Origin of the sequence: Spirosoma terrae, assembly GCF_010435915.1 — a bacterium.
GTDB lineage: Bacteria > Bacteroidota > Bacteroidia > Cytophagales > Spirosomataceae > Spirosoma > Spirosoma terrae.
In genome coordinates this window covers 137,827-152,986 of record NZ_JAAFZH010000002.1, presented here as the reverse complement: position 1 = coordinate 152,986, position 15,160 = coordinate 137,827, and the positions used below count along the sequence as shown (strand labels likewise).

Below are 15,160 nucleotides of genomic sequence, written 5' to 3'. Positions count from 1 at the left end.
TAAAACGAAACGTTCCGAAAAACTAAACAGGAATATTTAGTTTTTCGGAACGTTTCGTTCGCATTTCAGCGAACTACTCTTTTCGCTCATACGTAACGAAATCAAAAGGCACCTTATGCCGGTCATCGGCCGCATGAGGCTGTCGGCTAACCTCCTGCCATTCGTTCTTGCTAAATGATGGGAAATACGCATCACCATCAAAATCGCTGTGGATTTCAGTGATGTAAAGTCTGTTTGCTACAGGCAGTGCCATCTTATAAATTTCTGCTCCGCCAATCACAAATATTTCGTCAGTAGACTGTTCTCTTTTCTGCTCAATATCGTTTGTGGCTTCAGCTATAGCATCATCCAGCGAATGTACCACAATGACGCCGTCAGCCGAAAAGTCGGCGTTGCGGGTGATCACAATATTTGTCCGATTAGGTAATGGTTTACCCAATGCTTCCAGCGACTTCCGCCCCATAATGATGGGATGATGGCTAGTTTTACGCTTAAAAAAAGCGAAATCGTCTGGCAAGTGCCAGGGCATATCATTATCCCGGCCAATAACACCATTTGCGGCAACGGCCGCTATTAAGCTAATTTTCATAACCCTTGAGTGATCAAATGACTGATAGAGAGAACAAGCCAACACATACTATTGTCTAACTTTCTCGCTCATTCTTTCACAACTTTTTACGTCTCTCCATCAGCTCACGCCATGTCGTGACAATGATTCCTTCTTTTTCAATAAAAGCTTTCAGTGCCGGGTCCATCATGCCCAGCATATCCCCTTTACGACTTTGCCCCGAACTACTGATCAGATCAAAAGTGGGCGTAGGATCGGTGCAGTGCATGATAATGTAGGTCAAACCGGGCTTAACCGATTGCAATAGCTCAATAAACTTTTCCGTTTTGAACGTCTGTAACGCGCTATCTGAGGCACCGGCAGGCAAATTCAGGCTGGTAATACTTCCGTCCAGATCGTCCATAACGGGCAGCCCGGCATCCCATAGCTGTTTACCCAATTGCCGTATCATGTCCTGCATAGGCGCCGGCACTAATCGAGCTTTCGCAATCAACGTAGCATGGCCGCCGGGAAATAAAATCGGCACTTTTTCCTCGATAGCCACCTTAACGTAACGTCCTACAAATTTGGGTTCAAACAACGTACCCATGTGTGAATCCATGTGGGTCGGCTGCAGGCCAAACGCCCGATATTGTGCCAACTGAGCCCGAATTTCGGCTTCTACTTCATCGGCCGACGCGTGGGCTACGGTTTGCTCAACGGAGGGCCAGAAATTACCCTGTTCGTCGTACAGGCCGGGGGCTTTCTCACGCCCAACGAGTGGATGCCAGCGATAGTTTTTCCATTCCGACGTTAGGGTCAGGTGAACGCCCACGTCCAGATTGGGTTTCTTTTTCAGATAGTCGAAAAAATGGGGCACCCAGCCGCAGGGCATCATTACGCTAGCCGAGCTGGCAATGCCTTTATCGAATGCGTTGATGGTTCCGATATTTGATTCGTAACTCATGCCCGCATCATCGACATGAAAAATCACCACCTTTTTCCCTTTCGGGAAGCCTAACTTTTCGGCATAAGTCGGTGTCTGCGCTTTCGCACCGTAGTAGCCGAGTAAGCACGTAGCAAGCGTCGTTACGAGTAATTTCATAAGTAGGGAGAAGTACGTTAAGGAGCAAAAACCAGGAATCATACGGGTAAGCCTGACGCTACGTATGATCATTACCTAAAGACGATTCCCCCGCAAAAACTCCTCAGCTGTCATCCGGCGTTTGCCTTCGGCCTGCAACAAGTCCAGGCTTAGCCAGCCGTCGGCGGCACGTATCAAAATGGTCGTCTTATTATCGGTATAGGCTTCTCCCACTTCAGCCGCAAAGGGCGACTCGTTGGCGATGGATACGTTATACACTTTAAAAAATTTGCCGTTTACGGTAGTCCAGGCCGCTGGGTAAGGTGACAGCCCCCGCACAAAATTCCGAACCGTTATGGCTGGTTGATTCCAGTTAATTTCTGTTGTCTCCCGGCTGAGTTTGGGCGCTGGTTTTAGCTCGCCCGACATGGGCTGAGGAGTCCGAGGATACTCGCCCGCTTCAATGGCTCGTACCGTTTTCAGAACCAGATCAGCACCCCGCTCCATCAATCGATCATGAACCGTTCCGGCCGTATCATCCGGGTAAATAGGCTCCGTATCCTGGAAAATCATCTGTCCTGTATCGATTTCCTTTTCGATAAAGAAAGTGGTTACACCAGTCTCCGTTTCGCCATTAATGATGGCCCAGTTGATCGGAGCCGCTCCCCGATACTGCGGCAGTAGGGAACCGTGTAAATTAAACGTACCAATCGTCGGCATAGCCCATACCACCTCTGGCAGCATGCGAAACGCTACGACAACCTGAAGATCAGCCTTGTAGCTGGCCAAGTCGTCCAGAAAAGCCGGATCACGCAGCTTTTCGGGCTGCAAAACAGGTAGGTTAGCGGCCAATGCTGCTTTTTTAACAGCGGAAGGAGTTAGCTGTAATCCTCGGCCTGAAGGTCGGTCAGGAGCCGTAACAACAGCAACAACAGTACACCCTCCTCCCAGCAGTCGTTGCAGACTGGCGACGGCGAAATCGGGAGTGCCCATGAAGACGATGCGAAGCGATTTATCCATGAATCGGTAGCTCAGTTTTTGTACCGGCAAATGAATCAACTGTTGATATAGCCGGGAAGTATTTCTATTTTTGTATCAACGATACGTTGGTTTAACCGTATCGAGTCAGAACAATTTGATGGTATTGGCCTTGCCTATGCGACGAACAAATTACCATATTCATAAACCGATCGCTCGGGAGATCCGACGACGATCCTGACGTGGCTGCAAAGAAAACCAATTTGGTTGCAGAACGGTCAGTGTACCGTTCTTTTTGTTTTTAACGAGCAACCCAAACCCAATGTGAATTAACGAGTAAGTACGTACGTATTATGGGAAAAATTTCATATTATACAGAAGAAGGACTCAACCGGCTCAAAACTGAGCTGAACGATCTGAAAACAAAAGGTCGGGCCGAAATTGCCCGTCAGATTGCCGAAGCCCGCGATAAAGGCGACCTTAGCGAAAATGCTGAATATGATGCGGCTAAAGATGCTCAGGGGCTTCATGAATTGAAAATATCAAAACTGGAAGAAGTAGTTGCCAACGCTCGTATTCTGGATGAATCGACCATCGATGCATCGCAGATTTCGGTTCTGTCCAATGTAAAAATCAAGAATAAGAAAAACGGAGCCGTTATGAATTATACGCTGGTTTCTGAAGAAGAAGCAGACCTGAAATCAGGGCGTATATCAGTAAGCTCCCCTATTGGTAAAGGTCTTCTGGGCAAGCGCGTCGGCGATGTTGCTGAAATTAAAGTACCAGCAGGCTTAGTGGAATTTGAAGTTGTTGAAATCTCCCGATAAGCAGCCGTTTACAGTTTTCAGTTTATAGTTTTCCGGTTTTTCGCTACTGTGATTCCTCTCTGAAAACTGTAAACTGAAAACAAAAACGAACGTATGCCTTCTATCTTCTCTCGTATCGTTGCCGGCGAAATCCCCGCTCATAAAATTGCCGAAACCGACGATTATCTGGCATTTCTGGACGTAATGCCCACCACAACCGGCCATACGCTGGTTATCCCTAAACAAGAAGTCGATTATATTTTCGATCTGGACGACGAACTGTATACTGGCTTAATGGCCTTCGCCAAAAAAATTGCTCCTGCTATTGAAAAAGCCATCCCCTGCAAGCGCATCGGCGTAGCTGTTGTTGGTCTGGAAGTACCCCATGCCCATGTCCATCTGATTCCGCTTAACTCTATGGCTGACATGAATTTTAATAATAAAATGAAGCCAACCCAAGACGAACTGGCAGCCACAGCGGAAAAAATCAGGCAGTATTTGTAGATAGGATTTAGAATTTCCTGACAGGATTTACAAGAAGAACAGGATTATTTATCTTAATCTTATTCTTGTTGTAAATCCTGTTTAACTAGCTAATAATTCACATACGTATTCTCCACCGATCCATCGTTGAATAAATCAACAACAGCATAACCTGCGGCCGTGTGATGGTATTTTCCAAACCACCAGGCCCCACTGACAGCTCCGTTACAGAAATACGAAACACCCCCATAATCGACCCGGTCAACCAGGTGAATGTGCCCGCTTAAGGCCGACTTCACATTCGGATACCGATGAAACAGACTCGTTAGTCGAATCGTGTCGCTATGCATCCAACGCGACGGTACGCTCCAGTTTTCACCAGAAAACCGCTGTCCATCAAAAAATACGCAGGCTGCCAGAATTGGTACGTGAGAAACAATCAGAATAGGTGTCTCAACGGGCGTTACTTTTAAGTCGGACTCAAGCCAGTGATATTGCTCGTCGTCCAGATGGGCCGTGTACCAACTTCCGTCGGCTTTAGGCTGAACACTATCCAGTACTACGATATGCCAGCCATTCCGGTCAAGACTATAATATCGGTCCGACATCTGTAATTCGTCCATAGCCCATTTTCGGCCATCATCGAAATATACTTTCGTTTCTTTCCTACACCAGATATCGTGATTGCCAATACAGTTCAGAATCGGCAATGCGTTTTCACTACGTATTACGTCATTATATAATCCCCATTGCCGCCTGACACTGTCCTGTCCCCGGCCATGTGCTTCCATAACGGCATCGCCACCATTTATGATCAGATCTGGCTTTTCGGACAATCCCTGTACGTGGTGAAGGCATTTTTCAAAACCTTTGGCGGCTCCAACCAGCGGTTGCATGTGCGTATCGGTCAAGTGGGCAATACGTAGTACCCGCTGTTTTGATGGTGCGGCTAGGGGAGCAGCCGCCAGATTTGTTGCAGAAAGAGCCGCAAGGCCCGCACCCATTCGCCTAACAACGTCGCGACGATTCATGCGTTATATTGGTTTGCGCAAAGTACGGCTTCTGGTATGAACTACAGGTTAAACGCCCTTTATCTTTCTGTTAGCTAACCACCAGTTTTTCAGTCGTTTGTTTACACAAAATCAATATCTACGTAGCAGATTCAGCATTTTCTCATCGAGCTGCATGCCCTGAAAGTCTTTATACGTAACATCAGTACGTTCGCTGTTGAGAATCCCAAACGCCCCTCGAAAATTCCAGAGTGCCCAGCCCCACCCAGCCGATTTCCAGAGTTTCAGATGGTCTTCCATATACCGCAAGGCTACGTCGTGGGGCGTTTTATTATAACAACCCCACTCGCCAACGTGGATCCCAACGCCTTGCCGTTGGAGTTTTTTCCAGGGCTCAATCGTATTTTTCTGCAACGTACTGCGATCCCAGGTCATCTTCATCCAATTGGCAGGCCAGGTCGGCTCGGGAGCATCTTTCAACATGGGTACCCATTCCGCTTTGTAATGACTTACGTTCATCGGTAAATAACCGCGAGTACTCTGTCCGATCTTAAGATTTGCCAGCTTAAAAACGGGTTGATTGCCGTACTGTAGCCCATCTGCAATAATTAATCGATCAGGATCGACAGAGCGGATTCCTTCAACGAGGGCCGTAATAACCCGTACGTAATTGGCTTCATCGGTGTTGGGCTCGTTGATCAGATCAAAAGAGACTTCCCGATTAGGGCGTCCTTTGTAGCGTTCTGCCAGGTATTTCCAGTGAAATACCGCTGCCTCCAACGCCCGTTCGTCAGTCCAGAGATTCAGTGGTTCCGCAGGAGGATTAACACAATACCCTGGAATTCGGTGTAAATTCAGGTTTACATGAATGCCATATTTCTTCCCGAAATCCACAGCCTCATCAACCTCTTTCATCACCCGCTCGTTGATCTGAGTCCACTGCGCCGGATTGGGTGTAGACCAGCAATGATACGACATCGGTAGTCGAACAAAATTGAAACCCCAGTTAGCAATCCACTCAAAATCACGCTCCTCATAAGGGCCCGATGGCTCCGGGCCAGTCGTACCAGCCACAAACTTTTCGAGCAGATTAAAACCCCGCCAACGAGGTAGCTTATCCGGTTTAGGATCGGGTAGAACGGCCGTTTTTAGTAATTCTGCGTCTGTCAGATGCAGACCAGTCGATGCGAGAAGTGATGCCTGTAGAAATTGTCGACGCTGCATAAGAGTGGATCAAGTTCATTCATCTAACCATTCTTATCGCTAATAGGCTTTCATTTCTTACTATTAATTATCCAAGCTGTAGAATTCTACCGGCCAAACTTCAACGTAGTACCGATCCGGAAGCCTAGTCCCTGATACGTAGCGTCCTGCCATTGCGAAATAACTTCGACTCTAAAGAATGGGAAAACCTGCGGAATGATACCGTCCAAACCATAGCCTATTTCGGTATAGTTCTTTGAGGCTGGCGTAGCAAGATAATGGACAAATAGATTCTCTTTCAGACCAATCAGCCGTACCAGTGTAAGCTGCGTGATGAAGAGTTTCCGAAACTCAGCCAGTACGTGTCCTTCCGCAAACCGTTTACCCGTACTGTACTGATAATAAGGCAGCAACCGATAGCTCGATACTACGTCGCCCTGTTGCAGAAAAAATTGATTACCCGCAAAATGTTTAAAATCGGGGAAGTATACTTGTCGGTCATTCAGAAAAGCGCCTGCACTGAGCTGATAGCTTAATCGGCTACGTATGCCGGTCTCAAACGAATGACTAATACTTGCCTGAAGAAAATCATAATCCACGTCCGATCCGGCCAGATCGGCAATGCCTTTCCGGTAATTGACCGTTAACAACGGGCTTTCGTTATCGCGCCGGGCAACGCGTCGTCCATTCCGAATCGTGTATTCAGTGGCACCAAGCCGGGCCGAAGCGGTCAAATTAAGTAGCAGCGCATTATGGGTCTGGAAGCCAGTGCTTGCTAATTCAGCGTTGTCGGGGCGGTTCGGCGTAAACGTTCGGTTTCGCCAATTAATCCATGGTTTCAGGTCTTCTCTATAATTAGCCAGTTCCGAACGCTGCGCATATTCCAGACTCCCAGTCAACCGCACTCGTTCCTTGAATGGCGTTGCCGTGACGGTCATATTTAGAAAATCTTTCTGATATAGCTTGGCAAAATTCTGCTCAAACAGCAAGGTTGTCAGCGAATTTAGAAAAGGGCTGATCGGATTATCTGGATTGAACTGATACACATAGCGCCCGCCCGATACGCCAATCCGGGTGTTTTTATGGAGATAGCTTGCTTCACCATACCCCACAAATTTTTCACGGCCAAACTGATAACGCCCCGTTCCGCCAATATTCCACTCGCCCAGCGGAATCTGTCGATACCGGCTTACCGAATCGACTTTAGCTCGGTAACGAAGATTCAATGCCCCTTCAGCCGTATACCCTTCTACCGTGTTATACTCCAACCGAGTAATTGGGCTCGTATAAATCAGGGAGCTGCGTTTGCTTAATCGCCATGTGTTACCTCCGATCAAATGACCTAGAGTAAACGTCTTTGGTGCTTTCTTTTTTGTAGTATCCTTTCGGGTAGTATCAGTTCCCGGCGCTTTTATTTCACGGGTCAAACCCAGACTATCAGCCTTGCGATAGCTTTTAATTTCGGCGCTCGTCAAAGGCACGGAACGTAACGAATCCCAAAACGTATTGGAACGTCTGCGCGCCAGCGTATCTACCACGAGTGAATCGTCGCGCACAACCGTTACGTCCTCTTTCCGATTTTTACGAGCCTGTTTTTCCTGCTTTTCATATTCCTTGACAAGCTGTTTCAGGTTTTTGGTTGAAAACTCTTTCTGCTTCTTAACCAGGTCATCAAACTGCTTGCCTTTAATGTCTCCCCTTGAGAGTGTAGTTGTGGGTGGTGCTTTTTTCTCATCAACCACCTCAATATCTTCTACAAACGCCGGATTAACCACAAACTCACTGAAGGTCAGATTGCGAATGTAGTAACCTTCGGCTTTGACTCCTAAATACGAGCCTTTGCCGTTGTAGCGCTGGTTCGTTGGCATCCAGACCCCTTTTATGGGGCTACACACATGGCGGACGGAGAACGTAACACCAATATTGTTGACCGTTTCCAGTTGCAAACTATGGATCGCCCAGGTATTTTCCAGAATAAAGATTGTTCCTCGAAAAACTCCCTCCCCATACTGCCTTGGAATAACCTGAATCTTACTGATTTCTACCTCTTTTCCATCAGGCCCAGGCTCTCGAAATGTCCCTTTGTATTCAAATTTATAGTACGCAAAGGCCTTGGGCGACAACGGCGAAACCGTATTAGCAATAGTCGGATTATAGAAACTCGCATTATAGAACTGACTGGGGCTCAGGAAATCTCCCTGCGAATTTCGATTCGCAATAATCTTCTGCCGATACGTATTGGGCTGGCTAAACGAAACCTCTGACACCGTTTCGTTCAGCATCGGCACACCAACTTTGAAATTGGCTTCCTTTTCCGCTTCTTTTAACTGTTTCCGAAAGGCCATTTCAGCCAGGTTAGGCAGATCGGTAACCGTAATCGACGATTTCGTGTAAACTCGGGCTTTGAAACGTTGCACCTGAAGCTGATGAAACCGGCTCTTGGCAATAGCTCGGCGCATGATTGTATAAGCGGGATCTTCATTGCCCGCTTTAGCCTGCACTTCTTCCAGTCGGTACGCCTGTTCTTCCAACGTAGCATCCAACGTAGCGTAACCGGTATTAATCTCAATTGGCTTCTGAATTGTTTGAAAACCAAGATACTGAAAGACAATCGTGTACTGCCCCGGCGCCAGTGCGATTTCATAGCGGCCTTCTGCGTTGGTAATCGTTCCGGCCGACGTTCCTTTCACGACAATGGCTGCATATGGCAAGGCTTCGCCCTGTTTATTACGAACCACTCCCCGCAGGCCACTCTGCGCATTGGCCAGTAAAGGCAAGCTAATAATAAACGTAATCAGTAATATAGACTTCATGCACGAACAGGTTGTATCAACAATCAAGATATAGCAAGCTAACGAACGTAGGGAAGGAATCTATGCTTACAACAAATATTTTGCCTTCCGGCTTGTCTTTCAGTAGATGCGTTAACGAATAGAAACGTTGCCCAGCAAATGTTAAAAAACTATAATCCCTTTGTGTATCTTGCTACAAACTGCTCACACTCTGTATTCTATGCCAAAATCAGTACATTCCCTCATCAAATTATTCACATTTATAGTTCTTTCCTCTGCGGCAATCGCTCAGCCGCTCCCCCCTTCCACTATCCTGCCCGAACGCGAACGGGCCCGTATCGTCGATGATATTCTGGAAGATCGTTTCGCCAATCTACTTCCCCAATTGATGCGTCGGGAAGGAATCGACATGTGGATTATTATTTCTCGCGAATACAACGAAGATCCTGTTCTGAAAACGATGCTGCCCAGTACGTGGCTATCGGCCCGCCGACGTACCATCATGGTCTTCTTTGATAATGGGAAAGACCCGGTAGAAAAGCTGGCCATTGCCCGCTACGATGTAGGCAAACTGCTGAAAGGAGCCTGGGATATTGACGTTCGGCCAAATCAGTGGGATGCTCTCTCGAAAATCATTGAAGAACGTAAACCCAGGAAGATCGGTCTGAACTTCTCGTCAACCTATGCCCATGCAGACGGGCTAAGTTTTACGGAACACGAAGAATTTCTGCAAAAGCTGCCTACTGCCTACAAATCACGGATTGTATCGGCCGAAAGGTTGTCCGTCGGCTGGCTCGAAACGCGTACGGAGAAGGAAATGGCCATTTATCCACTTATCTGTCGGCTCTCGCATCAGATTATTCAGGAAGGCTTTTCAGAACAGGTTATTCAGCCGGGCGTTACCACTACCGACGACGTAGTGTGGTGGTTCCGGCAACGGATCACGGACCTGGGCTTAGATACCTGGTTTCACCCAACGGTGGATATCCAACGTAACGATTCACAGGATTTTGAGCATTTGCGTACATTCTCGAAACGACCCGACAAACAGGTCATTATGCCCGGCGATTTACTACATGTTGACTTTGGCATTACGTATCTACGACTGAATACCGACCAGCAACAACATGCTTATGTGCTACGTCCGGGCGAAACAGACGTTCCGGCGTCTATTAAAACGGCATTTGCACAGGGGAATCGTTTACAGGACTTAGTAACCGAACAATTCAAGATTGGCAAAACGGGTAATCAGATCTTATCAGCAGCGTTGGAACTGGCCAGCAAGGAAGGGATTAAAGGAACGATCTACTCCCACCCCATTGGCGCACATGGCCATGCCGCCGGACCAGCGATTGGGATGTGGGATCAGCAAAAGGGAGTTCCCGGCACAGGCGATTATCCGATGGAGGCTAATACGGCTTATTCCATCGAGCTAAATGCCGCCGTCGACATTCCAGAGTGGAAAAAAACAGTACGTATCATGCTCGAAGAAGATGGCTTTTTCGACGGTAAAGCGTTCCGCTACATCGACGGTCGCCAAACAGAAATCTATACCATTCCCCGAAAGCTTGGGTACGTTAAATAGAGCCTGTTTACAATAAAAAGAAACGCCCCGTAGCGGGGCGTTTCTTTTTATTGTACGATCATCAAATTACTTGGTTTTCACAGACACGGGTACACCATCCCGAATTTCTTCATTGGCTTCGGCTATGATGGTATCACCTTCTTTTATATCGCCGAATACTTCCACTTTATCCTTCTCCTCAAGGCCTTTCTTTACTGGAATCCACTCAGCTTTTCCGTCGTTTACTTTTACGACGAATACACCCGTTGTTGAGTTAATAATCGCTGACTTAGGCACAATGAGCGTACTGTTTTTGATGGGCAACGGTACGTTCACTTCAGCCACCATACCTGGTAGCAGTTTCTTGTCGCTATTGATAACATCCACTTCTACCCGCTCCGAACGTAAGCGTTTATCCAGAGCACCAGCCTGACGTTTCACCTGTCCCGTAAATTTTTTATCGGGGAATGCTTTCACGCTGAAGCTTACTTCATCGTTCTGATCGACATAGCCCGTATAAGCTTCAGGAACCGAAATAACCAGACGAAGCCGTTTTTGCTCGGTCAATACAAATAATGGAAACTCTGACCCTTTACCAGAGGGCCCGATGTAGGCGCCTGTGCTGGCGTTACGAGCGCTAATGATTCCGTCGAACGGTGCCCGGATTTCCAGGTATTTTTTCAGGTCAGCCACTTCCCGATACGATGATTTAGCGGCTTCCAGCTGCGCCAGATCGGCGTTACGTTTCGCCAATGCCTGATCGACATCGTTTTTTGACACAGCACCCGAAAACTTACTGGCTTCCAGAATACGCTCGTAGTTCGCCTTGCTGGCAATGGAAAGTGCTTCCTGGGCTTTCAGCTTCGACTCGGCTGATGCCAGTTGGGCACTCAGTTCGGGCGCTTCGGCCAGGGCCAACAGTTGTCCCTGGCGTACTTCAGAGCCGACGTCGGCATTCAGGGTCTTAATAAAACCGCTCACCTTGGCGTAAATATCCACATCGCGATAGGCAACCAGTTCGCCCGGTAACTGCAACGACGAGGAAAGTTTTCCTTTTTTTAGCGTAAACACTTCCATTGCAGCCGGTGCTTCAGGCGCTTCTTCAGTTTCTTCTTTACCTTCCGACGAATGGCAACTGGTCAGGGAAGTGAATAAAAGCAAGCTACTTAGAACAGCAAACAGGTTACGGTATGGTTTGTTAATTAACCGATTCATACGAAGTAGATGGAATATAGAACTTACTGTCTTTGTCTTCAGGATCGAGCGATACCGAATCTGTTGAGGTTTTTTCCTGCACCCAGGCAAATACTAAGGGAAGAATAAACAGAGCCGCAAATGTTGAGGCAATCAGCCCGCCAATAACGGCCCGGCCCAGCGGAGCTGCCTGCGAACCGCCTTCTCCTAAGCCGGATGCCATCGGAATCATACCCACTACCATCGCCACACTAGTCATAAGAATTGGCCGTAGACGTACCGATGCCGCTTCCTTGGCCGCCAGTAATGCGTTGCCATGCCGCAAACGCAATTCCTCGGCATTGGTAACCAGCAAGACCGCATTAGAGATTGAAACCCCTACCGACATAATCATTCCCATATACGACTGAAGGTTCAGCGTCGACCCGGTCAGCATCAGCAATGCTAATGAACCGACCAACACCGCCGGTACTGTACACAACACAACCAGCGACACTTTAAAGGATTGGAAGTTAGCGGCCAGCATCAGGAAGATTACGATAATGGCAGTTATAAGACCCGTCTGAAGGCTCTCTAACGTATCAATCAGAACCTGCGTCAGTCCCTGCATTTTTATCGTTAAACCACGTGGCGGATCGCCCAGCGAGTCGATGGCTTTCTGCACATCCCGGGCTGCCGTTCCTAGATCTTTATCAAATAAGTTAGCCGTTACCGATAACACCGGAATTGCCCCAGAGTTATCGTTTTCGCCATACGTAGTACCTTCCTGAATCGTGGCTACATCGCTCAGCACCGGCCGGTTTGTATTAGGTAGCACAGGAATTTCGCCCACGTCATTAACGCTGCTCATCTGGCTCTCCGGCACCTGAACCTGTACGCTATAGCTCTGATTCGACTTTGGATCGATCCAGACGCTTTTGTCGGTATAGCGCGATGATGAGGTAGACGCAATCAGCGAACGCGAAATAGACGATATATCCGTACCAAGCTGTGCTGCCCGTGTCCGATCAATCGTAATATCGATCGTTGGATATTTTGTCGACTGACCAATCTGAACATCGCGCAGATATGGAATCTTGTTCAGCTTGGCAATGACCTTGTTCGCATATTCTTCGTTCTGCTGTTTATTCTTGCCTATAAGTTTAACCTCAATGGGCGTTGGCGACCCCTGGCTTAGAATTTTGTCGGTCAGTTCAATCGGCTCAAACGACATTTTCACACCGGGTAGCGCTTTTTTTATCCCTGCCCTAAACCGGTCTTTCAATTGATCGATTTCTACATCGTAATCGTGTTTCAGCGATACTTGCAGAACGCCTTCCTGCGGCCCCGCCATAAACAGATAGATGGGGCTCGTTGAAAACTGCGTACCATGCATACCAACCATCGCCGACGTAATCTCTACGTTTTCTTTACCAACCAGACCATTCAATACGTCGATAGCCTGTAACATGATTTTTTCGGTCTTTTCTAACCGCGTCCCGTCCGGAGCCCGAAGGCGAACCTGAAACTGCCCCCCTTCTACTTTTGGAAGAACATCGCGACCAATGGACGTAATAAGTAAAAAGGCAATGCCTAACGCACCAGCAACGTATACCAAGACGATGGGCTTGCGATAGGGTATTGTCCGATTAATGAACTGCACAAAGCGTACCCGTATCCGTTCAAACAAGCCAATCTTACCATCATTATCGAGATCGATCCGATTCGCCAGCTCTTCTTTGGCGTCGAGCAGATCGTCCTTTTCCGTATGCGCATGGCCATTGCTCTTATGTTTGCCGTTGACACCGTTAGGTGAAATCAGGTTGCCCTGTACTTCCTTATGCGCTTTACCGTTTTTGGCATGAGCATGTTCTTTCATCATCCAGTTAGCCAGAACGGGCACCAGCGTCTGCGCCATCAGGTATGACGTAATCATCGAAAATGCTATGGCCAGCGCCAGCGGTAGGAACAGTGCCCCCGGAATACCAGTCATGGTAAAGGCCGGAGCAAATACCGCCAGAATACAGAACAGAATCAGCAGTTTCGAGAAGGCAATTTCTTTACAGGCATCCCAAATGGCGAGCGCCTTGGGTTTACCCATATCCAGATGCTGGTGAATATTTTCTATCGTTACCGTGGATTCATCCACCAGAATACCAATGGCCAGCGACAACCCACTCAAGGTCATGATATTGATGGTTTGCCCAAACAAGGACAAAAACAATACGCCTGAAATAATACAGGTAGGAATGGTCAGAATAACGATCAGCGCACCGCGTACATCCCCGAGAAATAATAATACCATCAACCCGGTCAGGATAGCGCCAATTGCCCCTTCCGTTATTAAGCTTTCTACGGAGTTAATTACGTATACCGACTGGTCAAACGTGTAGGTCAACTTTACGTCTTCCGGTAGTAGGGCCTGGAAACGGGGCAACGCTGCCTTCAGATTTTGAACAACTTCCCAGGTCGACGCATCGGCCGATTTGGTGATCGGCAGGTAGACCGAACGCTTGCCATTCACCAGTACGTAGCCCTGCGTAATGTCGGCTCCATCTTCAATGCTGGCTACGTCTTTCAGATACAGGTTCTGAACGGTTCCTGTGTAGAGTGGAATATTGCCGAAATCACCAATTTCTTTAATTGTGGTGTTGGCAGGCGTAAAGTAGTTGAGATCGCCTATACGTACGTTCCCGGCTGGCGTAGCGGCATTATTGATACGTAGCGCGGCCACTAATTGGTCGGGCGTAAGATTATGGGAACGTAGCAGCCCAGGGTCAACCTTAATAACCACCGTCCGCGAATTCCCACCGAACGGAGCGGGTGCCACCAGTCCCGGAATCGAACTAAAGCCCGAGCGAATGTACACGTTCGCTAAATCCTGAAGTTCGTTGTTCGTTCGTTTTGGACTACTTAATACTAACTGCCCAACCGGCAACGTAGAAGCATCGAACCGTAGAATAAACGGCGGCTGCGATCCGGGCGGAAAGATGGCCTGGGCTCGGTTGGAATAGGCCGATACCTCAGCCGCAGCCTGCGCCATATTGGTCCCTTCGTAGAACGATAGCTTAATCAGCGTTAAGCCCTGGATATTTTTGGTTTCAATACTTTTTACACCCGATACGTACAGCAGCAGGTTTACGTACTGTTTACCAAAGAAAGCCTCCATTTGGGTGGGTGTGTACCCTCCAAAAGGCTGCGAAATGTAAATGACGGGTAAGTTCAGGTTTGGGAAAATATCAATCTTGATGTTATTAACGGCTTTGATTCCGAAAAAGAACAAGCTTGCTACTACAACCAGAATAGTAATTGGCTTGCGTAATGCGGCTCTGATTAAATCCATATTCTGTTTAACTTCCTAGTAAAATCTTAATTCGGTTAGTCTTATTCAGTAGGTTTCCCGTAAGCCTACCGACTAGCTAAAAGACAAATCAGGTAAAACCCAATTTTTTCCAAAATACATTACATCAAGGCAGATATCTTCCTGAAAGTTAATGAATTTATGGCAGAATAGTAATTC

The 15,160-nt window shown here is 47.7% G+C and carries 11 protein-coding genes; 3 read left to right on the top strand and 8 right to left on the bottom strand.

What is annotated here, in order from left to right:
- Window positions 1-73: 73 nt before the first annotated feature.
- From GK108_RS05690 to fmt, 3 genes are all read right to left on the bottom strand, one after another.
- The gene (locus tag GK108_RS05690) at window positions 74-589 is read right to left on the bottom strand and encodes a dihydrofolate reductase (protein ID WP_163944216.1); all 516 of its coding nucleotides are present in this window, start codon (window positions 587-589) and stop codon (window positions 74-76) included.
- 76 nt (window positions 590-665) lie between these two features.
- The gene (locus GK108_RS05685; protein WP_163944214.1) at window positions 666-1,652 is read right to left on the bottom strand and encodes a polysaccharide deacetylase family protein; all 987 of its coding nucleotides are present in this window, start codon (window positions 1,650-1,652) and stop codon (window positions 666-668) included.
- Window positions 1,653-1,727: 75 nt separating this feature from the next.
- Window positions 1,728-2,651: a methionyl-tRNA formyltransferase gene (fmt, locus tag GK108_RS05680; protein ID WP_246224721.1), complete on the bottom strand. Its 924-nt coding sequence runs from the start codon at window positions 2,649-2,651 to the stop codon at window positions 1,728-1,730.
- Between the two features lie 311 nt (window positions 2,652-2,962).
- Here fmt and greA point away from each other — a divergent pair, with 311 nt between their 5' ends.
- Both greA and GK108_RS05670 read left to right on the top strand, forming a co-directional pair.
- Entirely contained in the window at window positions 2,963-3,436 is a 474-nt protein-coding gene (greA, locus tag GK108_RS05675) for a transcription elongation factor GreA (protein ID WP_163944211.1), read from the top strand.
- 93 nt (window positions 3,437-3,529) lie between these two features.
- Complete coding sequence (locus GK108_RS05670; protein WP_163944208.1) at window positions 3,530-3,919, top strand: HIT family protein; 390 nt, start codon at window positions 3,530-3,532, stop codon at window positions 3,917-3,919.
- Window positions 3,920-4,008: 89 nt separating this feature from the next.
- Here GK108_RS05670 and GK108_RS05665 read toward each other — a convergent pair whose 3' ends face one another.
- The 3 genes from GK108_RS05665 to GK108_RS05655 form a co-directional block, all read right to left on the bottom strand.
- The gene (locus GK108_RS05665; protein ID WP_170305382.1) at window positions 4,009-4,929 is read right to left on the bottom strand and encodes a metallophosphoesterase family protein; all 921 of its coding nucleotides are present in this window, start codon (window positions 4,927-4,929) and stop codon (window positions 4,009-4,011) included.
- Between the two features lie 111 nt (window positions 4,930-5,040).
- Window positions 5,041-6,132, bottom strand: a complete 1,092-nt coding sequence (locus GK108_RS05660; RefSeq protein WP_163944205.1) for a glycoside hydrolase family 5 protein — start codon at window positions 6,130-6,132, stop codon at window positions 5,041-5,043.
- 86 nt (window positions 6,133-6,218) lie between these two features.
- Window positions 6,219-8,924 (bottom strand): DUF5686 and carboxypeptidase regulatory-like domain-containing protein, encoded by a 2,706-nt coding sequence (locus tag GK108_RS05655; RefSeq protein WP_163944202.1) that lies wholly within the window; start codon window positions 8,922-8,924, stop codon window positions 6,219-6,221.
- Window positions 8,925-9,123: 199 nt separating this feature from the next.
- Between GK108_RS05655 and GK108_RS05650 the strand changes: the two genes are divergently transcribed.
- Window positions 9,124-10,488 carry a M24 family metallopeptidase gene (locus tag GK108_RS05650; RefSeq protein ID WP_163944199.1) on the top strand — a complete coding sequence of 455 codons (1,365 nt, stop codon included), beginning with the start codon at window positions 9,124-9,126 and terminating at the stop codon, window positions 10,486-10,488.
- A 66-nt stretch (window positions 10,489-10,554) separates the two neighbouring features.
- Here GK108_RS05650 and GK108_RS05645 read toward each other — a convergent pair whose 3' ends face one another.
- Complete coding sequence (locus GK108_RS05645) at window positions 10,555-11,682, bottom strand: efflux RND transporter periplasmic adaptor subunit (protein WP_163944196.1); 1,128 nt, start codon at window positions 11,680-11,682, stop codon at window positions 10,555-10,557.
- The gene (locus GK108_RS05640) at window positions 11,666-14,983 is read right to left on the bottom strand and encodes an efflux RND transporter permease subunit (RefSeq protein ID WP_163944194.1); all 3,318 of its coding nucleotides are present in this window, start codon (window positions 14,981-14,983) and stop codon (window positions 11,666-11,668) included. Before GK108_RS05640 ends, GK108_RS05645 begins: the two co-directional genes overlap by 17 nt.
- Window positions 14,984-15,160: the final 177 nt, after the last annotated feature.